The organism is Rhodoferax sp. GW822-FHT04A08 (genome assembly GCF_058801025.1).
In genome coordinates this window covers 1-24,137 of the sequence record NZ_JBXAMW010000030.1, presented here as the reverse complement: position 1 = coordinate 24,137, position 24,137 = coordinate 1, and the positions used below count along the sequence as shown (strand labels likewise).

Annotated in this window: 18 protein-coding genes; 15 read left to right on the top strand and 3 right to left on the bottom strand. The window is 63.1% G+C overall.

What is annotated here, in order from left to right; all coding sequences use genetic code 11:
• Positions 1–344 (top strand): MurR/RpiR family transcriptional regulator (locus AC1RMF_RS25720; protein WP_493145331.1); only part of this gene is annotated, 344 nt, incomplete at its 5' end.
• Here the strand turns inward: AC1RMF_RS25720 and AC1RMF_RS25715 are convergent.
• Together AC1RMF_RS25715 and AC1RMF_RS25710 are read right to left on the bottom strand one after the other, a co-directional pair.
• The gene (locus AC1RMF_RS25715; RefSeq protein ID WP_342619658.1) at positions 313–1,596 is read right to left on the bottom strand and encodes an MFS transporter; all 1,284 of its coding nucleotides are present in this window, start codon (positions 1,594–1,596) and stop codon (positions 313–315) included. The two genes, AC1RMF_RS25720 and AC1RMF_RS25715, sit on opposite strands and share 32 nt — an antisense overlap.
• 62 nt (positions 1,597–1,658) lie before the next feature.
• A complete protein-coding gene (locus AC1RMF_RS25710) occupies positions 1,659–3,242 on the bottom strand; it encodes a trimethylamine methyltransferase family protein (protein ID WP_342619659.1) in 1,584 nt (527 codons plus the stop codon).
• A 253-nt stretch (positions 3,243–3,495) separates the two neighbouring features.
• Here AC1RMF_RS25710 and folD point away from each other — a divergent pair, with 253 nt between their 5' ends.
• Positions 3,496–4,380, top strand: a complete 885-nt coding sequence (folD, locus tag AC1RMF_RS25705; protein ID WP_342619660.1) for a bifunctional methylenetetrahydrofolate dehydrogenase/methenyltetrahydrofolate cyclohydrolase FolD — start codon at positions 3,496–3,498, stop codon at positions 4,378–4,380.
• Here the strand turns inward: folD and lepB are convergent.
• Complete coding sequence (gene lepB, locus AC1RMF_RS25700) at positions 4,377–5,042, bottom strand: signal peptidase I (protein ID WP_493145328.1); 666 nt, start codon at positions 5,040–5,042, stop codon at positions 4,377–4,379. The genes folD and lepB overlap by 4 nt on opposite strands.
• A 193-nt stretch (positions 5,043–5,235) precedes the next feature.
• On the opposite strand from lepB, the gene glyA reads away from it, so the two are divergent.
• The 13 genes from glyA to AC1RMF_RS25635 form a co-directional block, all read left to right on the top strand.
• Positions 5,236–6,498, top strand: coding sequence for a serine hydroxymethyltransferase (gene glyA / locus AC1RMF_RS25695; RefSeq protein WP_493145326.1), 1,263 nt, complete (start codon positions 5,236–5,238; stop codon positions 6,496–6,498).
• A gap of 39 nt (positions 6,499–6,537) precedes the next feature.
• Positions 6,538–7,929, top strand: coding sequence for an L-serine ammonia-lyase (locus tag AC1RMF_RS25690; RefSeq protein ID WP_493145325.1), 1,392 nt, complete (start codon positions 6,538–6,540; stop codon positions 7,927–7,929).
• A gap of 10 nt (positions 7,930–7,939) precedes the next feature.
• Positions 7,940–9,187, top strand: coding sequence for a sarcosine oxidase subunit beta family protein (locus AC1RMF_RS25685; RefSeq protein ID WP_493145323.1), 1,248 nt, complete (start codon positions 7,940–7,942; stop codon positions 9,185–9,187).
• 7 nt (positions 9,188–9,194) lie between these two features.
• The gene (locus tag AC1RMF_RS25680; protein ID WP_342619665.1) at positions 9,195–9,494 is read left to right on the top strand and encodes a sarcosine oxidase subunit delta; all 300 of its coding nucleotides are present in this window, start codon (positions 9,195–9,197) and stop codon (positions 9,492–9,494) included.
• Positions 9,491–12,505, top strand: coding sequence for a sarcosine oxidase subunit alpha family protein (locus AC1RMF_RS25675; RefSeq protein WP_493145321.1), 3,015 nt, complete (start codon positions 9,491–9,493; stop codon positions 12,503–12,505). Before AC1RMF_RS25680 ends, AC1RMF_RS25675 begins: the two co-directional genes overlap by 4 nt.
• Complete coding sequence (locus AC1RMF_RS25670; protein WP_342619667.1) at positions 12,498–13,079, top strand: sarcosine oxidase subunit gamma; 582 nt, start codon at positions 12,498–12,500, stop codon at positions 13,077–13,079. The genes AC1RMF_RS25675 and AC1RMF_RS25670 overlap by 8 nt, the downstream gene beginning before the upstream one ends.
• Before the next feature lie 112 nt (positions 13,080–13,191).
• Positions 13,192–15,264: a hydantoinase/oxoprolinase family protein gene (locus AC1RMF_RS25665; protein ID WP_493145319.1), complete on the top strand. Its 2,073-nt coding sequence runs from the start codon at positions 13,192–13,194 to the stop codon at positions 15,262–15,264.
• Positions 15,237–15,962, top strand: coding sequence for a 4Fe-4S dicluster domain-containing protein (locus tag AC1RMF_RS25660; RefSeq protein ID WP_493145317.1), 726 nt, complete (start codon positions 15,237–15,239; stop codon positions 15,960–15,962). The genes AC1RMF_RS25665 and AC1RMF_RS25660 overlap by 28 nt, the downstream gene beginning before the upstream one ends.
• A gap of 109 nt (positions 15,963–16,071) precedes the next feature.
• Complete coding sequence (locus AC1RMF_RS25655) at positions 16,072–18,063, top strand: TonB-dependent receptor plug domain-containing protein (RefSeq protein ID WP_342619670.1); 1,992 nt, start codon at positions 16,072–16,074, stop codon at positions 18,061–18,063.
• A gap of 25 nt (positions 18,064–18,088) precedes the next feature.
• On the top strand, positions 18,089–19,009 hold the full coding sequence (locus tag AC1RMF_RS25650; protein ID WP_342619671.1) for an ABC transporter substrate-binding protein: 921 nt from the start codon (positions 18,089–18,091) through the stop codon (positions 19,007–19,009).
• Positions 19,006–20,922: an ATP-binding response regulator gene (locus AC1RMF_RS25645; RefSeq protein ID WP_493145313.1), complete on the top strand. Its 1,917-nt coding sequence runs from the start codon at positions 19,006–19,008 to the stop codon at positions 20,920–20,922. Before AC1RMF_RS25650 ends, AC1RMF_RS25645 begins: the two co-directional genes overlap by 4 nt.
• Positions 20,923–21,180: 258 nt before the next feature.
• Complete coding sequence (locus AC1RMF_RS25640) at positions 21,181–23,745, top strand: FAD-dependent oxidoreductase (RefSeq protein WP_493145312.1); 2,565 nt, start codon at positions 21,181–21,183, stop codon at positions 23,743–23,745.
• 65 nt (positions 23,746–23,810) lie between these two features.
• Positions 23,811–24,137, top strand: a 327-nt coding sequence (locus AC1RMF_RS25635; RefSeq protein ID WP_493145310.1) for an electron transfer flavoprotein subunit beta/FixA family protein, incomplete at its 3' end; no start/stop codon positions are given.

Genomic DNA, 24,137 nt, shown 5'->3' with positions numbered 1-24,137 from the left:
CAAGCTGCTCAGGGCCATTTTGTAGTTTTGGATACCTCATGAAGTCGCAAACCGCAACAGATGCACAGCGCGATGTGATACATCACCTGGATAGGGTTTGGCATTCGCTCTCGACGTGTGAAGCCAAGGTCGCCCGAATTTACCTACAAAACGCGAGCGATCTGGCCCACATGACAGTGAAGGAAGTTTCGCGCATGGCCCATGTCAGTCCGCCGACCGTTCTTCGGTTTTGCAGAAGAATCGGGTACAGCGGGTTTGCCGACTTCAAGAACAAACTGCTGACCGTGCCTGAAGAGCAGCACTCTCAAACGCCTATTGCTCAGGCTCCACAAACGGTGCCATAGGGCGGCTGTGCTCAAAGTCCGGGCGGCGCGGGTCCATCTGCAGCACGGCTTGCGAGCCGCCGCCCATGACCACGTAGTCGGTCTTGTGGCTGGTCGTTGACGCGTGGATGAAACGCTGCGGCGCGAACACCCAGATGCTCACGCACACCAGGCCCAGCACAATGGCAAAGTACAGCATCAGCGCCTCCGGCCCCAGCAGATCCATCACGCCCCCGGCCAGCGTAGGCCCCACGGTGGAACCGATGCCGTACAGCAGCAACAGGCCACTGGTAACTTCCAGCACGCGGCTAGGGTCGATCAGGTCGTTCACGTGGGCCACGCTCAGGCCGTAGATGGACATGGACAGGCCGCCATACACAATGCCCAGCGCGATCAGCGAGGCCTCGTATTCGCGTGCCAGATAGAACCCCACGCCGGACACTGCGGCACTGGCCATGCAGACCCAGAACAGCACCCAGCGTCGGTCGTACCGGTCCGAGAGTTGCCCGATGGGCCACTGACCGGCAGCGCCGCCCAGAATGGTGGCCGCCATGAAGGTGGCAATGCCGCGCTCGCTGTAACCCACACCCTGGCCGAACACATGGCCCAGGCTGTAGAAGGCGCCGCCCAGCAGCCCTGATGCGATGGTTCCGATCACACCAATGGGCGAGATATAGATCAGGTCCTTGAGCACAAAGCGCGGCGCTTCCATGGTTTCGGGTTCGGTCACCGGTGTCAGCGTGATGGGGATCAGCGCAAAGGAAAACAGGATCGACACCAGCGCGAACGGCACAAATCCAAACCGGTCCCCCACCAATATCAGCCATTGCCCCAGCGCCATGGAGATGCCGCTGACCGCCATGTAGGCTGCAAACACCTTGCCACGCTGCGCGGTGGTGGCCACCACATTGAGCCAGCTCTCCACCACGATGTACAGGCCGACCAGGCACACGCCGGTGACGAAGCGCAGGATGCCCCAGGCCAGCGCATTGGTCCACAGCGCATGGAACATGGGGATGGCCGACGCGATGGAAGCCATGGCGGCAAAGGCGCGGATGTGGCCTACGCTGCGGATGATGGCCGGGCAGGCGTAAGTGCCGTAGACAAAGCCCGCAAAATAGGCCGACATCACCAACCCGGTCACCAAGCTCGAGAAATGCGCAGAGCCCGCCTGCACGCCGATGGCTGCAAACAGCAAGCCCGTTCCCACCACCAGCATGGCCAGCCCGCTCAGCAACGAAGCCAGAGGAAGCAGGAGTTTGTTGATGCCCATAGCGCCCCAATAAAAAAGGCGCGCTGCCAAATAGCAACGCGCCTTGCGATGTTAAACCGGGATCAGACGTTGGAATCGGCGAAAGAACCTTTGCGGCGGTTTACGTAGTCCAGAATGGCTTCGTCGGTGGCCACGTCCAGAGCAGGTGCTTCGTATTCGGCCAGCTGCTTCTTCCACAGGGTGTTGGCACGGGCCGTGAGGTCACGTGAGCCCTCGGCTTCCCATTGCTCGAAGCTGTTGTTGTCGGTAATGGGCGAGCGGTAGAAGGCGCTCTCGAAATTGGCTTGCGTATGCGCACAGCCCAGGAAGTGCTTGCCCGGACCCACTTCACGGATGGCATCCATGGCCTGGCCGTTTTCCGACAGGTCCACGCCTGCCAGCAGGGTGTGCATCATGCCAGCCTGATCCACATCCATGATGAACTTCTCATACCCCATGGACAGACCGCCTTCGAGCCAGCCTGCGGTGTGCAGCACAAAGTTCACGCCACCCAGGCAGGTGGGCAACAAGGTGTTGGCGGACTCGGAAGCCGCTTGCGCATCGGAAATCTTGGAGCCACACAGACCACCACCGGAACGGAACGGAACGCCCAGGCGACGTGCCAGCGCTGCCATCACGTACAGCACCAGCGCGGGCTCCGGCGTACCAAAGGTGGGAGCGCCCGACTGCATGGAGATGGAGGAGGCAAAGCTGCCCAGCACCACCGGCGCACCGGGGCTGCACAACTGCACAAAGGCCATGCCGGCCAGTGCTTCGGCGAGTGTCTGCGCGGCCGTACCCGCAACCGTCACCGGCGACATGGCGCCAGCCAGGATGAAGGGCGTGATGATGGTGGCTTGGTTGTTGCGCGCATAGACCTTGGCCGCACCCAGCATGGTCTCGTCAAAGGTCATGGGCGAGTTGGCGTTGATCAGGTTGATGATCGCCGTGCGGGGCTTGCCGGTCAGCGGGTCAATCCAGTTGTCGCCGAACAGCAGCTTGGTCATCTCCACCGTGTCCTGCGCACGCTCGGGATGCGTGACCGAGCCCATGAAGGGCTTGTCGCTGAACTTCATATGGGAATAGACCATGTCGAAGTGGCGCTTGTTCACCGGCAGATCGACCGGCTCGCAGATCGTTCCACCCGAGTGGTGGATGGGGTTGGCCATGTAGGCCAGCTTCACGAAGTTCTGGAAGTCCTGGATGGTGGCGTAGCGGCGGCCACCTTCGAGGTCACGCACAAAGGGCGAGCCGTAGGCCGGCGCAAACACGGTGTTCTTGCCACCGATCACCACGCTGCGAGCGGCGTTGCGTGCATGCTGGGTGAACTCGCGCGGAGCGTTGTCCTGCACGATCTTGCGGGCCAGACCGCGGGGAAAGCGCACGCGTTCGCCCTTGACGTCACAGCCAGCGTTGCGGAACAGTTCCAGCGCTTCGGCGTCATCACGAAAGTCGATGCCGGTTTCTTCCAATATCGTGTCGGCATTGCGCTCGATAATGGCCAGGCCTTCTTCGTCCAGCACTTCAAAGTACGGGATCTTGCGGGTGATATAGGGAACAGATTGGGTGCTACGGGCCGAGCGCGCTGCGCGCTTGGCCTCACGGCCACCACCGGCACGGCGTCCGCGGGGGGCTTCGGTTTCTGTTTGTTCAACGGTGTCGGTCATGCGGTCTCTCCAGTGCCTTATGCGTGCCCGCATGAGTAATATTCATGCGCTGCAATATGAATAGTCATAGTATTGCAGCCCCAGCGCATCCCCTTGACCTGTTTGCGACACGCATTTGCATGTAAACGCCGCCGCCTTTGCGCACTCCGGAGTTTGTCGCTTTCGCGCCGCCCCAAGTCGCCTCATGCACCTCTTGCGCCCACGTGCGGCCCTAGCATTCACACCGTCTTTAACCCCATCGCGAGAGTGGAATATGGTCGCCAAAATCATCGACGGCAACGCCGTGGCCCGGCATGTGCGCCAGGAGTGCAAGGAGCAGACACAGGCGCTCAAGGCCCAGGGCGTCACACCCGGGCTGGCTGTCATCATCGTGGGGGACAACCCGGCCTCCAAGGTCTATGTCGCCAACAAGGTCAAGGCCTGTACCGAAGTGGGACTGGCCTCCACCGTCTATGCATTTGAAGCCGATACGCCCGATACCGTGGTGGAGGCCAAGATCCAGGCGCTCAACGCAGACCCTGCTGTACACGGCATCCTGGTGCAACTGCCCCTGCCCGCCCACTATGACGCCAAGCGCGTGCTGGCCTGCATCTCCGTGGACAAGGACGTGGACGGTTTTCACCTCTACAACGTGGGCGCGCTGGCCCAGGGTGAGACGGTGTTTCCGCCGTGCACGCCCTACGGTGTGTCCAAGATGCTGGAGTACGAGAACATCCCCGTGGCCGGTCAGAACGTGGTGGTGGTAGGCGCCAGCAACATCGTGGGCAAGCCCATGGCCATGATGCTGATGCAGCGCGATGCCACCGTGGCCATCTGCCATGCCAAGACGCGTGACCTGGCGCAGTTCACCATCCTGGCCGACATCCTGGTGGTGGCTGCCGGTGTGCCTAACCTGATCCTGCCGCAGATGGTGCGTACCGGCGCGGTGGTGATCGACGTGGGCATCAACCGCCTGCCCAACGGCAAGCTGGTGGGCGATGTGGACTTTGAGGGCGTGCGCCAGAAGGCTTCCTACATCTCGCCGGTGCCGGGTGGCGTGGGGCCCATGACCATCACCATGCTGGTCCACAACACGGTGCAGGCCGCCAAACGCAGCCTGGCCGGCGCCGAGGCGCAACTAACCGAGAGCCTGGCTTAGAGACGTTGGCCGAAGCGCTCAATGCGCGGCAGCCAATTGCCCAGCATGTCGGCCGAGACCACGATGTGGTGGGCGCGGCCGATCAGCAGATTGCGGGGCACAAAGCCGATGTAGCGCGAGTCGGCGCTGTTGTCGCGGTTGTCACCCAGAAAGAAGTAGTTGCCCTCGGGCACGGTCACCGGGCCGAAGTTGCGCCGCGCCGATACCTGCGGCAGAAACTGCACCGCATGGGCACCTTCCTGCGTATGTTCAACGGCTCTCAAGGCGGCCATGGTGTGTTCCCGGTCCACCCGGTCCTGCAGCGACTCCAGGCCATCGTAGGCACTGGGCTGGCCGTTGATGAACAGCACCTCGTTGCGCATTTCCACGGTGTCGCCGGGCAGTGCCACCAGGCGCTTGATCAGCCGCACGCCATCCTTGGGCGAGTTGAAGGTGACCACATCGCCGCGCTGCGGCGTGCCCAGCGAGAACAGCACCGTGTCGGTCAGCGGCAGCTTGAAGTCATAGGCCAGACGGTTCACCAGCACCACATCGCCTTCTTGCAGTGTGGGCCGCATGGAGCCCGAAGGCACCGGATTCCAGTCGGCAATGGCCAGACGGAAGAAACCAAAACACAGAAGGAAGGCAATGAATCCACGGTTGCCCTTCAGCCACTTTTTCATGATTCGCTCACTTGCTGGGAATGAAAATGTGTGCCATTTTGAGACGGCCCGCTGTTCCCGTAAACATCTTGCGGTTATCCCTTTTGCAGCGTGTCGCCCGCACATTCTCCCGTGTCGTAATACCGACACCGCCCGCAGGGCCAGTCTCGACAATCGATTGCATCCCCGTATCTACCCATCTAGAAGGATTGCAATGGCATTGAACGCTACCCTGAATGAATTCGACCCCGAGCTGGGCGCCGCCATCGCTGCCGAAGCCGCGCGTCAGCAGGACCACCTGGAACTCATCGCTTCCGAGAACTACACCAGCCCGCGCGTGCTCGAAGCCCAGGGCAGCGTGCTCACCAACAAGTACGCCGAAGGCTATCCCGGCAAGCGCTACTACGGTGGATGCGAATTCGTGGATGTGGCCGAGCAGCTGGCCATTGACCGCGCCAAGAAGCTCTTCGGCGCCGACTGGGCCAATGTGCAACCGCACTCCGGCTCCAGCGCCAACGCAGCGGTCTACATGGCGTTGCTGCAACCGGGCGACACCATTCTGGGCATGAGCCTGGCCCACGGCGGCCACCTGACGCACGGCGCCAAGGTCAGCTTCTCCGGCAAGTTCTACAACGCCGAGCAGTACGGCATCGACACCAGCACCGGCCTGATCGACTACGACGCGCTGGAAGCACAGGCCATTGCCTGCAAGCCCAAGATGATCATTGCCGGCTTCTCGGCCTACAGCCGCTATCTGGACTTCCCGCGCTTTCGCGCCATTGCCGACAAGGTCGGTGCCTACCTGTTCGTGGACATGGCCCACGTGGCGGGCCTGGTGGCCGCAGGCCTCTATCCCAACCCGGTGCCCTACGCCGATGTGGTCACCACCACCACCCACAAGACGCTGCGCGGTCCGCGTGGCGGGCTGATTCTGTGCCGCGCCAATGCCGACATCGAGAAGAAGCTCAACTCCATGGTCTTCCCCGGCACACAAGGCGGCCCGCTGATGCACGTGATTGCGGCCAAGGCCGTGGCCTTCCTGGAAGCGCTGCAGCCCGAATTCAAGTCCTACCAGACCCAGGTCGTAGCCAACGCCCGGGCCATGGCCGCCATCTTTGTGGCCCGCGGCTATGACGTGGTCTCCGGCGGCACCGACAACCACCTGATGCTGGTGAGCCTGATCCCCAAGGGTCTGACCGGCAAGGACGCCGACGCCGCACTGGGCCGTGCCCACATCACGGTCAACAAGAACTCCGTGCCCAACGACCCGCAAAGCCCGTTCGTCACCAGCGGCATCCGCGTCGGCACACCCGCCATCACCACCCGCGGCTTCGGCGTAGACGAGTGCACGCAAGTGGCCACGGCCATGTGCGATGTGCTGGACTGCATGGCCGCCAAGGGCGACTTGGGTGCGGTCGAAAAGGACGTTGCCGCGCGCATCACCGCGCTGTGCCGCCGCTTCCCTGCACCCGCCTGACAGTGCGCACACCCGCGCCCAACCCGAGCACCGCACACCATGGCACTCAGTGTTTTTGACCTGTTCAAGATTGGCATAGGGCCATCCTCCTCCCACACCGTGGGTCCCATGAAAGCGGCGGCCATGTTCGCCGCACGCCTGCGCACCGAGGGCCTGATCGACCGCATCGCCCGCGTGGAAGTGCGCATGTATGGCTCGCTGGGAGCCACCGGTAAGGGCCACGGCACCGACAAGGCGGTGATGCTGGGCCTGGAAGGCCTGATGCCCGACACCATAGACCCGGACACCATCGAGCCGCGCCTGCGCCACATGCGCAAGGAAGGCAAGCTGCTGCTGGGTGGCACCCACCCGCTGGTGTTTACCGAAAAGAGCGACCTCACCTTTCTGCGCCGCGAGGCTCTGCCCTACCACTCCAACGGCGTGAAGTTCGTGGCCTTCGATGCCGAAGGCAACATCGTGACCGAGCGCCGTTACTTCTCGGTGGGCGGCGGTTTTGTGGTCTCGCAGGAAGAGGCCGACTCGCCGATGAACGACCCGGTCATCGTCTCCGACCCGACCAAGGTGAAGTACCCCTTCAGCAGCGGTGCAGACCTGCTCGGCATTGCCGCCGGCACCGGCCTGAGCATTGCCCAGATCATGCGGGTGAACGAGCAGTCCTGGCGCAGCGATGCAGAGGTCGACATCGGGCTGGACCGCATCTGGGACGCCATGAAAGCATGCGTGGACCGCGGCATCCGCACCGAGGGCCATCTGCCCGGCAACCTGCTGGTCAAGCGCCGCGCGCCGGAAGTGCACCGCTCCTTGAGCGCACATCCCGAAGAGGCCCTGCGCGATCAGCTCACCATCCTGGACTTCGTCAACGTCTATGCCATGGCGGTGAACGAGGAAAACGCAGCCGGCGGCCGCGTCGTCACGGCGCCCACCAATGGTGCCGCAGGCATCATCCCTGCGGTGATGCACTACTACTACCGCTTCATTCCGGGTGCCAACCAGAAGGGCATACGCGATTTCCTGCTCACGGCCGGTGCCGTCGGGCAGCTCTACAAGGAGAACGCCTCCATCAGCGGTGCCGAAGTCGGTTGCCAGGGTGAAGTCGGCGTGGCCTGCTCCATGGCTGCAGCAGGTTTGACCGCCGTCATGGGCGGAAGCCCCAAGCAGGTGGAAAATGCCGCAGAGATTGGCATGGAGCACAACCTAGGTCTGACCTGTGACCCGGTGGGCGGACGTGTGCAGATTCCCTGCATCGAGCGCAACGCCATGGGTTCCATCAAGGCACTCAATGCCGCGCGCATGGCGCTGCGTGGAGATGGCACGCATTTTGTATCGCTGGATCAAGTCATCAAGACCATGCGCGATACCGGGCGGGACATGATGACAAAATACAAAGAGACTTCGCGCGGTGGTCTAGCCGTGAACGTAATCGAATGTTGAAAGCAAACTTGTGAGCAACTTTTCTATCTTTTCCCTGGCACGCAATGCCATGTCCTACCACGAGGACTGGCAAAAGCAGTGGCGCAGCCCCGCACCCAAGCGCAGTTACGACGCCATCATCGTAGGCGGTGGCGGCCACGGTCTGGCAACCGCCTATTACCTGGCCAAGGTGCACGGCATGCGCAACATCGCCGTGATCGAACGCGGCTGGCTGGGTGGCGGCAACACCGCGCGCAACACCACCATCGTGCGTTCCAACTACCTGTGGGACGAAGCCACCCACCTGTACGAAAAAGCCATGGAACTGTGGGAAGGCCTGTCGCAGGACCTGAACTACAACACCATGTTCAGCCAGCGCGGCGTCATGAACGTGGGCCACTCGCTGCAGGACATGCGCGACATCGAACGCCGCGTCAATGCCAACCGCCTCAATGGCGTGGACGGCCTGGTGCTCACGCCTGCGCAAGTGCAGGAAATTGTGCCCATCATGAACCAGACCTCGCTGCGTTACCCGGTGATGGGCGCGTCGTTCCAGCCACGCGGCGGTGTGGCGCGCCACGACGCCATCGCCTGGGGCTTTGCCCGTGCGGCCGACCGTCTGGGCGTGGACATCATCCAGAACTGCGAAGTGGTGGGCTTTCAGCGTGACGGTGACCAGATCACCGGCATCGAGACCACTCGCGGCACCATCCAGAGCAAGAAGATCGGCGTGGTCGCCGCCGGCCACAGCAGTGTGCTGGCAGCCATGGCCGGTATCCGCCTGCCGCTGGAAAGCCACCCGCTGCAAGCACTGGTGTCCGAACCCATGAAGCCCATCATCCACACCGTGGTGATGAGCAACGCCATCCACGCCTATGTGAGCCAGAGTGACAAGGGCGACCTGGTGATCGGTGCCGGTATCGACTCCTACGTGGGCTATGGTCAGCGCGGCAGCTTCCCGGTCATTGAACACACACTGCAGGCCATCTGCGAGATGTTCCCCATCTTCCGCCGTGTGCGCATGAACCGCCAGTGGGGCGGCATCGTCGACGTGGCACCCGACGCCTGCCCCATCATCAGCAAGACGCACATCAAGGGTCTGTACTTCAACTGCGGTTGGGGCACGGGCGGCTTCAAGGCCACACCCGGCTCGGGCTGGGTCATGGCCCACACCATTGCACAGGACAACCCGCACCCGTTGAACGCGGCGTTCTCCCTGAACCGCTTCAACACCGGCCACTTGATCGACGAACACGGCGCAGCCGCTGTTGCCCACTGAAATAACCATGCTTCAAATTACCTGCCCCTATTGCGGCCCACGCGCCGAAAGCGAATTCAGTTGCGGTGGCGAAGCGCACATTGCGCGCCCGCTGGATACCGACTCCCTCACCGACGAACAGTGGGGTGACTACCTGTTCATGCGCAAGAACATCAAGGGCTTGCACCGCGAACAGTGGAACCACGTCGCCGGTTGCCGCCGTTGGTTCAATGCCGAGCGCCACACCGTGACCTACCAGTTCACCAAGTTCTACAAAGTGGGCGAAAACCCCGATGCATCCGGTAACGGCGCAGGAGGTCAATCGTGACCGCACGCCGTATCGACTCCCTGGGTGCGCGCGTAGACCGCACCAAGAAACTCAGCTTCCAGTTCAATGGCCGCAGCTACTCCGGTTTTCAGGGCGACACCCTGGCATCGGCCCTGCTGGCTGCTGGCGAAAGCGTGCTGTCCCACTCCTGGAAGTACCACCGCCCGCGCGGCATCGTCACCAGCGGCATTGAAGAACCATCCGCATTGGTGCAACTGGAGAGCGGCAAGAACACCATCCCCAATGCCAAGATGCCCGAGGTCGAGCTGTACGACAACCTGCAGGCCACGGCGGTCAACCCCTGGCCGAATGCGCTGAGCCGCGCCCTGAGCATCAACCGTAATTTCTCGTTCCTGTTCCCCGCAGGCTTTTATTACAAGACCTTCATGTGGCCGGCCAAGGCCTGGCTGTTCTACGAACGCTTCATCCGCAAGGCTGGTGGCCTGGGTGCGTCGCCCGAGGTGGAAGACACCGACCGCTACATCCACCAGAACACGCATTGCGATGTGCTGGTCGCGGGCGGCGGCGTGGCCGGTCTGGCAGCAGCTCTGGCAGCGGGCCGCAGCGGGGCGCGCGTGATCCTCGCCGAATTGCAATCCGAACTGGGGGGCAGCGCCCACCGCCTGCAAGGCACGATTGACGGCTTGCCCGCCACCGAATGGGTGAAGAAGGCCGAGGCCGAACTCGCCACCCTGCCCGAGGTGAAGATCATCAGGCGCGGCGTGGTGTTCGGCTACCACGACCACAACTTCCTGACCATCCGCGAAAGCCTGACGGACCACCGCCCCTTGGCGGCCCGCAAGGGTTTCCGTGAACGTCTGTGGCGCGTACGTGCCAAGCAGGTGGTACTGGCCACGGGTGCACATGAGCGCCCCATGGTGTTTGGCAACAACGACCTGCCCGGCATCATGCTCGCCAGCGCCATGGCCGACTATGCCCAGCTCTACGGCGTGCTGGTGGGCAAACGCATTGCCCTGCTGACCAACAACGACACGGCCTACAGCGATGCCCTCACGCTCAAGGCCGCGGGCGCAGAAGTCACCGTGATCGACGTGCGCGCCGGTCACTCGGTGGCCGGTGGCCTGGCACAAAAGGCACACGATGCAGGCATCACCGTGCTGCGCGGCTACGTGCCGGTGCAGGCCGATGGTGGCGCAGTCGTCACCTCCATCCAGGTGCGCCAGCAGATCGGCGACAAGGCCAATGGCGAAAGCCGCAGCTTCAATGTGGACGCCGTGGGCATGTCCGGCGGCTGGAACCCGGCCATCCACTTGTATTCGCACAGCGGTGGCAAGGCGCTGTGGAGTGACCAACTGGAATGCTTCAAGCCCGGCGCGGCCATGCCCGGCCAGTTCAGCGTGGGAGCCTGCAACGCCACCGGCACGCTGGCCGCCACGCTGGCAGAAGCCAGCCAGGCGGGCGCTGCTGCTGCATCCCATGCGGGCTTTGCCGCCAGCGAAACCCAGTACACGGTGGTGGAGCCCAGCAACGAAGCCATTGCGCCCTTCTGGATTGCCGAAACCGGTGAGAAGGTCTCGCGCCGCGCCAAGGCCTTTGTGGACTGGCAGAACGACGTGGGTGCCGCCGACATCGAGCTGGCCATCCGCGAAGGCTTTGAGTCCATCGAGCACATCAAGCGCTACACCGCACTGGGCTTCGGCACCGACCAGGGCAAGCTGGGCAACATCAACGGCATGGCCCTGGCCGCACGCGCCATGGGCAAGACCATTCCGCAGGTGGGCACCACCACCTTCCGCCCCAACTACGTGCCCATCAGCTTCGGCCTGTTTGCCGGCCTGGAGCGCGGTGAGCTGTTCGACCCCGTGCGCAAGACCAGCCCGCATGCCCACCATGTGGCCGCCGGCTGCCTGTTCGAGGACGTGGGCCAATGGAAGCGCCCCTGGTACTTCCCCAAGCCGGGCGAAGACATGCACACCGCGGTCAACCGCGAAGTGCTGGCCGTGCGCAACAACGTCGGCATCATGGACGCATCCACCCTGGGCAAGATCGACATCCAGGGCCCGGACGCAGCCAAGCTGCTGAACTGGCTCTACACCAACCCCTGGCTCAAGCTGGAAGTGGGCAAGGCCCGCTACGGCCTGATGCTCGACGAGAACGGCATGGTGTTCGACGACGGCGTGACCGTGCGTCTGGCCGAAGACCGATTCCTCATGACCACCACCACCGGCGGCGCCGCACGCGTGCTGACCTGGATGGAGCGCTGGGTGCAGACCGAATGGCCCGACATGCAGGTCTACATGACCACGGTGACCGACCAGTGGAGCACCTTTGCCGTGGTCGGCCCCAAGAGCCGCGCCGTGGTCGAGAAGGTCTGCAAGGACGTGGACCTGTCGGCGGCAGCCTTCCCCTTCATGAGCTTTCGCGAAGGCACCGTGGCCGGCGTGGCTGCGCGCATCATGCGCATCAGCTTCTCGGGCGAACTGAGCTTTGAAATCAACGTGCCCAGCAACGCCGGTGCCCATGTGTGGAAGGCACTGATGGCTGCAGGTGCGGACTTCAACATCACGCCCTACGGCACCGAAGCCATGCACGTGCTGCGCGGTGAGAAGGGCTACATCATTGTCGGCCAGGACACCGACGGATCCATGACGCCGCACGATCTGGGCATGGGCGGCATGGTTTCCAAGACCAAGGACTTCCTGGGTCGCCGCTCGCTGTCGCGCAGCCACACGGCTGGTGCCAACCGCAAGCAGCTCGTAGGCCTGCTCACCGAAGACAGCCAGACCGTGCTGCCCGAAGGCGCACAGCTCACGGCGCTGGCGCAGATCGGCACGCCCACGGTGGCCAACCCGGTGCCCATGATCGGCCATGTGACCTCCAGCTACTACAGCCCCACCCTCAAGCGCTCCATTGCCATGGCGGTGGTACGCGACGGCCAACAAAAAATGGGCCAGAAGATTTACGCCGCACTCGCTGATGGCCGCCACGTTGCCGCCACCATCAGCAGCCCGGTGTTCTATGACCCCGAAGGAAAGCATCACCATGACTAATGTCGTTCTGGAAAGCCCCCTGGTGGGTATCACCCGCCTGGGCAAACGCGAGCTGCACGTGGACAACCGCAGCTGCCTGCTGGACGAAATTGCCCTGCTGGACATCGTCAACCTGCGCGGCAACAGTGCCAATGCAGCCTTTGTCCAGGCAGTGGAACAAGCCACCGGCCTGGCACTGCCCATCCAGCCCAACACCGCCAGCGTGCTGGGCGACCGCCAACTGCTGTGGCTGGGACCGGATGAATGGCTGCTCAAGGTTCCCAATGGACAGGGCGCGCCAATAGAAGCTGCGATTCGGGCGGCCGTGCCCGGCGTGCATTTCTCCATCGTGCAGGTCGGCAGTGGCAACACGACCTTTTCGGTGCAAGGCCCTGCGGCAGCTGACTTGCTGTCACGCGGCTGCCCCCTGGATCTGCATGCCCGCTCCTTCCCCGATGGCTCGCTGGCGCAATCGCACATTGCCAAGGCCAACGTGGTCATCCTGTGCGTCAAGGCCGAACAGAGCTATGAGCTGACGGTGCGCCGCAGCTTCGCTGACTACCTCTTCAAGTGGCTCTGTGAAGCTGGAAGCTGAAGAATATGGCCCCCACGCTCCCCCACTGCGTGTGGGTCGCTGCCCCCCATGGGGGCCCTCGCGCCTTGGGGCGGCCCGGCGGCGCTCACGCCATCTTCTCCTAAACAGGTAGATGAGCGCGCACTACTACCTCGGGATCGACACCGGCGGCACGTTTACCGATGCCGTGCTGCTGAACGACGCCAAGCAGGTGGTTGCGGCAGCCAAGAGTCTGACCACCCGCTTTGACCTGGCACAAGGCATTGGTGGCGCGCTGGACAAATTGCCGCAAGACGCCTTGAAGCGGATCGTGCTGGTGTCGCTGTCCACCACGCTGACCACCAATTCAGTGGTCGAGGGCAAGGGCTCGCCGGTGTGCGTCTTGCTTGCGGGTTACGACGCGGCACAGATCAAGACCAGCGGCATGGTGGAGCTGCTGGGCGCAGAGGCCATTGTGTCTCTGCCCGGCGGCCACGAAGCGGGCGGCTACCCGATTGCCGCGCTGGACGAGGCGGCCTCCAAGGCTGCCATCCTGCAGCACGCACCACGCGTCAGCGCGTTTGCCATTTCCGCCAGCTTTGCGGTGCGCAATCCGCAGCACGAGCTGCAGCTGCGCGAATGGGTCAAGCAGCTGTGCGACAAGCCGGTCACCTGCGGCCACGAGCTGGCCTCCAGCCTGGGCGCACCGCGCCGCGCCCTGACGGTGGCGCTCAATGCACGCATGATTTCGCACGTCAAGGCGCTCATCGATTCGGTGCGGCACACGCTGCAGCTGCGCCAAATCGATGCGCCACTGATGATCGTCAAAGGCGACGGCACCCTGATCACCGCCGCCAGCGCCCTGGACCGACCGGTGGGCACGGTGCTCAGCGGCCCGGCAGCCAGCGTGATCGGCGCCTGCGCTCTGAGCGGCAGCCGCAATGCCATCGTCGCCGACATGGGTGGCACCACCACCGACATCGCCGTGGTGCGCGACGGTCGCCCCGAGCTCAGTGTGGACGGCGCGCTGATCGGCGACTGGCGCCCCATGGTGGAAGCGGTCAAGGTCTATTCCATTGGCTTAGGGGGTGACAGCGAGGTGCGCTTTCTGGGTGGCAAAGGCCTGGCCATCGGGCCGCGCCGCGTGGTGCCCATCAGTCTGCTGGCCCATGAACACCCCGAGTTGCTGCCGGTGCTGGAACGCCAGCAGAATGAATCCCCGCACGGCAGCCAGATCCGGTTTGCCTTGCGGCTGCAAAGCGATGAGGCCCTGATCAGCCGCCTGCCTGCCGACGAGCTACGCGCCTGGGAACGTCTGGCGCGAGGACCGGTGGATCTGGAACGCAGCAACATCGAAGACCGCCCGCTGTCACGCGCCCTGGCACGGCTGGAGCGCAAGGGCCTGGCCATCTACAGCGGCTTCACCCCCAGCGATGCCGCCCATGTGCTGGGCATGGCCACCCACTGGAACCAGCCTGCAGCGGTACTGGCCGCACGCATCTGGGCGCGCCAGATGCGCTACATGTACGGCCTGGGCACCTGGACCCTGGGTGACGCCGTGGCACCGTCCAGGCAGGTGGTGGACAAGGTCATTGCCACCATCTGCCAGAAGTTGATAGAGGCCGGCCTGAACGACGCAGGCCAGTTCAACGAGGACCGCGCCAGCAACATGGCCGCATTGCTGACCGAGATGGCACTGCAAGGGCGCAACCGCACAATGCCTGACGCCCAGCCGCCAGCCTCCGTGTTTGCCCTGCACTTTGCACCCGAGATGCCGCTGGTCGCCGTGGGCGCGCCAGCCTCCAGCTACTACCCGGAAGTGGCCCGCAGTCTGGGCATGGAGCTGCAGGTGCCGCGCTTTGCCGAGGTGGCCAATGCGGTGGGTGCGGTGCTGGGCGAAGTGTCGCAAAGAGTGCACATCACAGTCACCCAACCAGTACGCGGCACCTTCCGCGTGTTTGCACATGGCGGTCCGCAAGACTTCCCCAAGGTGGAGCCCGCTCTGGCCCATGCCCGCGCACTGGCAGCCGAGCAGGCCCGGGCCAACGCCCTGGCGGCCGGCGCGGCCACGGTGCAGGTGGACTTCAGCCAGACAGACAACAGCGTCAGCAACGACATCGACGGCAACATGTTTTTTGAAGCCATCGTCACTGCCACCGCCAGTGGTGCGCCACGCACGGCATTGGATGAGGAGACTGCATGCCAGCCATTACCAGAGCCGGTCTGAGCACTGAGCTGGCGCACCATGGCCTGAGCCTGCGTGGCGGCTGGATTCCCGGCGCGGATGACAAGCTGCCTGCCCTGCCTGAAGGCGGCACGGCTGCCGTGGTCTGGATGGTGGGAGTGGTGGGTTCCAGCATGTGGCCGCATTTCAAAGCATCGCCGTTCTTCCAGGATGGATTGCCCAATCCGCTGGACCGTTGGAGCGCGCACCTGGGCCGGACACTGGCAGCGCGGTGGGACGGGGTTGCCCTGTTCCCGTTCGATGGGCCGCCGTACTATCCATTTCAGCAATGGGCCGATCACAGTGAACCGACCCAGAGCAGCCCGCTCATGCTGCGCATCCATCCCCAGCACGGCCTGTGGCATGCATACCGGTTCGCGCTGGCTTTGCCGGAGATCGATGGTGACGACGCTCAGGCGCTGAAAGTGGAGGCTGCCCAGCGGCTGCGGTCTGCCAGCGACAACACCAGCCTGTGCACGCAGTGCAGTGGCCAGCCCTGCCTGCAGGCCTGTCCGGTGGATGCCTTCACCGGCACGCAGTACCGCATCGACGCCTGCGCCGCCCATCTGCACGCGCACCTGGACGGCGACTGCATGCAGCAGGGCTGCCTGGCACGACGCGCCTGCCCCGTGGGCACTGCGTCCCGATACACGCCAGAGCACGCGGCCTTTCACATGCAGGCGTTTGTGAAAAACCACTAATCCGGCGCGCCGCACCGACTTCTTCACCGCGTCCGGCGCGCTCTGGGTTCTAATAGGCGCAACAAGATCCGAATGCCGCGCAATGGCCGGCATGACAGGGGAGCGCTGTTTGATTCATCCAAAATTTCTCTTCAGTCTGGCCTGCGTGTGTGCGCAAATGGCATTGGCGCAGGTCGGCAAACCGGCAAGCGATGATGCGCCCGCGGCGACTGTCTCCGAATCCGACTTCCTGCAGGACGTGCCGACGATCATCTCGGTATCGCGGCTATCGCAGACCCTGGCAGACACGCCAGGTGCTGTCACCATTCTGGATCGCCAGTTCATCCATATGTCCGGTGCACGCGACGTGGTCGACCTGCTGCGCCTGGTGCCCGGCTTTCAAACCACCACCTCGTACGAGACTGACGCCCCGATGGCCACCTACCATGGCCGCAACGACGACTGGGCCAACCGCATCCAGGTGCTGGTGGACGGACGTTCGGTGTATTCGGGGTTGCTGCAAGGTTCAGCGGGCATTGGCTGGAAAACACTGGCGCTGGACGACATCGAGCGCATTGAAGTCCTGCGCGGTTCCAATTCGGCGACCTATGGTGCACGGGCCTTTCTGGGCGTGGTCAACATCATTTCCCGGGATGTGCGCGAGACCATAGGGGCGGCCGCGAACCTGAGCCAGGGCGAGAACAGCATTGCAGACATGGGATTGCGTGTCGGCTGGAACCATGGGATTGGCACCTACCGCATCAGCGCCGACCAGGTGCAGGACGATGGCCTGCAAGGTGCCTTCGGCAAGAACCACACCGAACGCGCCAACTTCTCTTCCCTGATTGCCATCAGTACCGGCACCGACCTGGAGTTTCGCGCCGGTGGCGTGGGTGTATACGCCGGACGTGGTGAGCCCGGCGATACGGGCGGCAATCCGGCGCGCAACTGGTTCATGGGTTCGCAATTCATACAGGCCGACTGGCGCAGCGTGCTGGACGACGCGCACGATCTGTCGGTGAGCGTGTCGCATACCGAAAACACCAGCCACGACACTTTCTACTTCCTGACTCCCGGACCGTATTACATGGCCACCGTGGACTTCAGCGGCAACGAATATGTGGATTCGATCTCTTCGCAGTACACCTCGCGCCTGAGTCCGGATTGGCGCGCCGTCTGGGGGGCAGAGTTCCGAAAGGAGCGTGTGGTCTCGCCATCCCAATTCGACCAGTTGGGCAGCGTGACCAACGATTTCTATCGTCTGTTCGGTAGCGCCGAGTGGCGCATGAGTGACACGCTTTTGCTCAATGCCGGTGCGCTAGCCGAGCACAACGACTTTTCCGGCGACTCCGTCTCACCGCGATTGATGCTGAACTGGCATTTCCAGCCCGGCCATACCTTGCGCGTGGGTGCGTCAACTGCGTTTCGTCCACCCAGTGCCTACGAAAAATATGGCCAACGCCAGTACTACGACGCCAACCACCAGAACCCCACCGGCTACTTCACCTATAACGACGGCAGCGTTCAGGCGGAGCGGCTGTTTTCGCAGGAGCTGGGCTACTACTTTGCACCACCCTCCAGCCAGTTCAGTGGGGATGTGCGGATTTTCAATGAGCACATCAGCGACGGTATTGCGCACACCGAAACCGTCACCCCGGGCATACAGCCGGAGCGCTACGTCAATGCCCATGATGACCAGATCAACGGTGTCGAATGGCAACTGGCCTGGTCACCTGGTGAAGCCACCCGCATGCTGCTGTCGCAGACCTGGACCGATATTCAAGCGTCCACCACCGAACCCGGAAACAACCTGTTCCGCACCGGGCACAGCGCGCCGCGCTATGCGGCCAGTCTGACGCTGATGCATTCCTTTGACAGCGGACTGCATCTTTCCGTGATGCACCAGCAGGCCGATGACGTAGCACTGATGTCCATCTCCAACAATCCCTGGGTGTTCTCCATGCAGCGCACCGACCTGCGTCTGGCGCAGGACTTCCGGCTTGGCGGCAGCAAGGCCGAGCTGGCACTGGTGGTGCAGAACCTGAACGATCCGTACCGGGATGGGGACCAGAAGTTCTACTTCAATCGACGCGCCTTCGTGACCCTCAAGGTCGAGAACTGAAACTGTGATCCTGCAGCGCCTTCGCTTGTGGTACCGACTCGGACTGCTGCTGGGTTTGGCCCTGGCTTTCGGTCCGGCGCTCGCCTGTCAGGTGTGCGTGGTCAGCAGCGAGAAGGCACCTGCGTTCCAGGAGGCCTATGACAGCCTCAGCCAGGAGCTGCAACGTCTAGGCGTTGCGCGCCAGGACATCGCACTGCTGGGCATTGCCGAATACCAGGACGGTGGGCCCGCCGTGCTGGAGGCAAGGCTGCTGATAACCCTGGGCACCGACGCCTTGCGCCATGTCGCCACGCGCAATGGCAAGCTGCTGATTGCCGGACTGATACCGCGCATCAGCTATGAGCGCGTGCTGGCCGAATCCGGCAGAAAAAGTGCTGCGGCAACCGCTGCACTGTACCTGGATCAGCCCTTTGGCCGCCAGCTTGATCTGATGCGGCTGGCCTTGCCGCGCCTGCATCGCGTGGGCGTTTTGTGGGGCCCCGAATCGATCAGCCTGCAGCCGCTGCTGAATACGGCCCTCCAGTCCCGCGGCATGGAATTATCGGAAGGCCTCTACAGCGACGGACAAACCCTGATTGGCGCATTGCAAATGGCGCTGCATGATGCCGATGGTTTGTTGGCAGTTGCCGATACCGCAATCTATAACGCCAACACCGTGTCCAATATCCTGCTCACCAGTTACCGCGCCAAAGTTCCGGTGCAGGCATTCTCCCCGGCATACGTCAAGGCGGGTGCCCTGCTGTCCGTACACAGCACGGCCGGTCAGATCGGCAGCCAGTTGGCCGTCATGGCGTATCAGGTCCTGCAAACCAACAACATGCCCCAGAGCCAATACCCCGTGGACTTCAGCGTCACGACCAACGACTACATCGCCCGCTCGCTCGGCTTGACGCTGGATGCCAAGGTGCTGTCCGATCGGCTGCACCGCATGGAGAAACGGCCATGATGGGCAGCAGCATTCGCGCGCGCATGGCGCTGGCCTCCATTCTTCCGGTGTTGCTGGTCGTCGCCACCATCGCCGGCATCTTCTGGCAAGGCAGGGTCCAGGATCTGGAGAACTCCCACCAGCAGCGCACTCGCTTGCTGGTGCATCAGGTGGCGTTGTTCAGCGCCTATGGCCTGTTCTCGGGCAACACGGCCAGTCTGCAAAGTGTGGTGCAGGAAATCCAGCGCGAGGCCGACGTCCAGCTGGTGATGGTGTTTGACGCCAATGGTGACGTGCTGGCCTACAGCGGGCCCACCGAGGTACGTGCGCTCTCCGATGCCGAGTCCCCCAACTTCAAGGCCGGCCTGCGCACCAGGCATCTGGACATGCGCATCGAATCCGTTCTGCCCACGACTGTTCCGATTGATGACATGTTCACGCCGGAGCAGACCACAAACTCCCACTTTGCGGCTCCGTTGGGCAGTGCCATGGTGGTGGTGTCCCGGCAGGATCTGGATGAAAAGAAGAGCGATGCCCTGCTGACCGCTTTATGGGTCGGTGCCGCTGGCATGCTGCTCGGCGGGTTTCTGGCGTTCCGGCTAGGCGATTGGGTAGTACGGCCACTGGTGCGCATTTCCCAGATGGTCAAGCGCATCGGCCAGGGCGACTTCACCATCGCGCCCATCGTCTCTGAGCGCGACCCTCTGAAAGAGCTGCAGGTTTCGCTCAACCAGATGGCTGAACGCCTGGCCTGGGGGCGCGATGAGCTGGAGCGCCAGGTCGAGAAAGTGACGCAGGAGTTGCGCCTGAAGAAGGAGCAGGCAGAAAGCGCAACCCAGGCCAAGTCGCGCTTTCTGGCGGCGGCCAGCCACGATTTGCGCCAGCCTTCGCATGCCTTGGGCATGTTTGTGGCCCGGCTGGGTCAGTTGCCCATGGACCCGCAGATGCGGCAGCTGGTCAACAACCTGCAGGTCTCGGTACAGGAAATGCAGGACCTGCTGGATGGCCTGTTGGATTTGTCGCGGCTGGATTCCGGCAACGTGCAAATCCGCATGGCACCCGTGGACCTGAACGATCTGCTGAACTCGGTACGAAGTTCCCTGGCCAATGTGGCCCAGGCCAAGGGGTTGCGGCTGCGCGTGCGCTCCACCCGTCTGTGGGGTCAGAGCGACGCCACGCTGCTGGTTCGCATGCTGGTCAATCTGGTCATCAACGCCATCCGATACACCGAGCGCGGAACGGTGCTGGTGTGCTGTCGTCCGTACGACCAAGGGCAGGGTGTGCGCATCGAGGTATGGGACAGCGGCATCGGCATACCGGCAGAGCACCATGACGACATCTTCAAGGAGTTCTACCAACTCGCCAACCGCGCCGGCGACCGCAACTTCGGCATGGGTCTGGGGCTCAACATCGTGCAGCGCAGTGCCGCTCTGCTGGGGCACGAGATCGTGCTGCGATCCAACCTGGGTTGCGGCACCCGGTTTTCCATCCTGCTCAAGGCAGCACAGCCAGTGAGGGTCCAGTCCGACAAGCTGTTGGGCGCGTTGCAACCCACGTTGGGGGACATCACCGGCTTGCATGTCCTGCTGATTGAGGACAACGACAACGCCCGCGAGGCAGTGCGCCAACTGCTGCTTTCCTGGGGCTGCAAGGTAGTCGTGGCCAAAACGCTGGTGGAGGCCCAGACGCAACTGCTGCAGCACGGAGTGCCGGACGTGATCCTGAGTGACTACCATCTGGGCGCTGCAGAGAACGGCATTGAATGCATTGCCGCACTGCGCGCGCTGGCTGGCGGCACGGTGCCCGCATGCCTGATGAGCGGCGATACCCATGACGCGTTTCTGGACGCCGTCAAGGCTGCCGATCTGCCCTTGCTGCACAAGCCGGTGCGACCGGCCAAACTGCGCAGCCTGCTGCGTCGCATGCTGCCCTGAAAGACCGTGCATTTTTGTCAAAACAAGGGGGGCCAAAGGCGGTGTGCAGGGCTTGACGCGTTTCCATCAGCGGCTGTCGCAAATGAATCGTCACCTGTCCTTGGGCTGAATACACTTTGTCCGGTTATCGTGAGGCTCAATTTCGACTTACCCCAGTAACTGCTGTTCACTACCGTCGTACGGCCTCGGTCCGAGGCTTGGCACGGATTTGGCACACTCACTTCACATCATTCAATCCCCCTAGGAGCAAAGCGCAAAATGGCCAAATTTCCTGAACGAGCCAAAGTTGTCATCATTGGCCAAGGCGGCATCGTCGGCGCCTCGGTGGTGCATCACCTGATCGAACGCGGTTGGGACAACATCGTCGGCATCGACAAGTCCGCCATCCCCACCGACGTGGGTTCGACCGCACACGCCTCTGATTTCTGCTTCAACACGATGCACGATCAGATGTCGATCTTCACCACCAAGTACAGCATCGACTTCTACGACAAGATGGGCCGCTATGAGCGCATCGGCGGCCTCGAAGTCGCCCGCGTGGGCGATGACGAGCGCATGCAGGAACTCAAGCGCCGCGTGGCGTCCGGTAAGGCCTTCGGCAACCGGGTCGAGATGATCACCCCCGCAGAAGCCAAGGCCAAGTTCCCGCTGCTGGAAGAAAGCATGATCCAGGGCGCGTTGTGGGACCCGGACGCCGGTCTGGTCAAGCCGCGCTCGCAGATGGTGGCGGGCGAACTGGTTGACGCCGCCGTGGCCTCGGGCAAGCTGCTGTCGTTTGCCAACACCGCCTGCACCGGCCTGCGCATCGAGAACGGCCGCATCCAGGGCGTGGAAACCACCAAGGGCTATATCGCCGCCGACTACGTGGTGGTCTGCGCCGGCCTGTGGGGCCGCCTGATTGCCAACATGGCGGGCGAAGACCTGCCCATCATGCCGGTGGACCACCCGCTCACCTTCTTCAAGCCCTACCTGGAGTTTGCTGGCACCGGCAAGGACATTGGCTACCCGCTGCTGCGCGACCAGGGCAACTCGGCCTACCTGCGCGACACCGGGGACCCCAAAACCCCCGAAGGCGGCCAGATCGAGTGGGGCTACTACGAAGAGAAGAACCCGCGCATGTGCCACCCGCGCGATCTCCTTGAAAAGGAACAGGCGCGCCTCTCGCCTTCGCAGCGCGACCTGGAACTGGAACAGATCATGGAGCCACTGGAGCGCGCCATCGAGCTGACCCCCATCCTGGCCGAACTGGGCTACGACGAAAAATACTCCTTCAACGGCCTGCTGCAGGTCACCACCGACGGCAACCCCTCCATTGGCGAATCGAGCAAGGTGCGCGGCCTGTGGTACGCCGAAGCGATTTGGGTAAAAGACGCGCCCGGCGTGGGCAAGCTGGTGGCCGACTGGATGACCGACGGCACCACCCATCTGGACCACGCCCGCATCGACGTGGCCCGTATCTACCCGTACCAGCAGGACGAGAAGTACATCCACGACCGCTGCTACGAAGGTGCCTTCAAGATCTACAACCCGCCGGTGCACAACCGCGAGCCCTACAGCGCCGGACGCGGCATCTTCAAGAGCCCGTTCTACGAGCGCGAAAAAGCCCTGGGCGCCTACTTCATGGAACTTTCCGGCTGGGAGCGTGCGCATGGCTATGCCAGCAACGAGCATCTGCTGGCGGTCTATGGCGACAAGGTACCGGTGCGTGCCAATGAATGGGACAACCGCCACTTCTGGCGCGTGTCGAATGCCGAGCACCTCAAGATGTCGGAAGACGTGGGCATGATCAACGTCTCGCACTTCGCCGAGATCGACGTGGTGGGCCCGGATGCAGCCGACCTGCTGGAATACATCTGCGTGGCCAAGGTGGGTGGTGACACCCCAGTGGGCAAAGGCGTCTACACCCACTTTCTGGATGCCAAGGGCGGCGTGCGCGCCGACCTGACCGTCTTGCGTCTGGGGCAGGACCACTACCGCGTCGTCGACGGCGCTGACGCCGGCCACCGCGACCTGACCTGGATCCGCCGCATGGCCCAGGACCGCGGTGCCAATGTCGAGGTGACGGACACCACCACGCAATACGGATGCCTGGGTGTGTGGGGGCCCAATGCCCGCGCCACCATCCAGAAGATTGCCGACGAGCCCGAAGCCTGGTCCAACGAGAACTTCCCCTTTGCGGCTTTGCGCGAACTCAAGATCAAGGGTGTTCCGGTGCTGGCCTTCCGCATCTCCTACGTGGGCGAGCAAGGCTGGGAACTGCACTTCAAGTACGAAGACGGCCTGGCCCTGTGGGACGCGCTGTATGCCCTGGGCGTCACCCCCGTGGGTGTGGAAACCTATGCCAACAGCCGCCGCATGGAAAAGAGCCTGCGCCTGCAGAACGCCGACCTGCTGACCGAGTACAACCTGTTCGAAGCCGATCTGGCCCGTCCCAAGGTCAAGGCTGCCGACTTCCACGGCAAGGCCGCCCACATGAAGTTCCGCGAACGCGAACACCAGCCCGCCACGCTGTGCACTCTGGTCATGACCAGCAACATCGACAGCACCGGCGTAGCGCGCTACCCCCTGGGCAACCTGCCGGTGATGGACCCGGCCACGGGTGCCACGCTGATCGACTCGGAAGGCCGCCGCTCGTACACCACCAGCATCGCCTTCGGCCCCACCATCGGCAAGAACATTGCGCTGGCGTATCTGCCGCGCGAATACTGCCAGGTGGGACGCGAGCTGCAGGTTCAGTACTTTGACGATGTGTATCCGGTCAAGGTCGAAGCCGTGGGCTACGGCCCCCTGTACGATCCGGAAAACATCAAACCCCGTTCTTAAAAACCAGTGCGCCCCGCGGGGCGCCGCTCTTTGCGCCAGATGGCGCGCTACCTACGGAGAAATGCATGAAAGCAATGGTCGCGGTCAAACGCGTGGTGGACTACAACGTCAAGGTGCGGGTCAAGTCCGACGGCACGGGCGTGGATATTGCCAACGTCAAGATGAGCATGAACCCCTTTGACGAGATCGCCGTCGAAGAGGCCGTGCGCCTAAAGGAAAAGGGCGTGGTCACCGAAATCATCGCCGTCTCCTGTGGCGTGGCCCAGTGCCAGGAAACCCTGCGCACCGCCATGGCCATTGGCGCAGACCGCGCCATCCTGGTGGAAACCGCTGCCGACCTGCAACCCCTGGCGGTGGCCAAGCTCTTGAAGGCTTTGGTGGACAAGGAACAG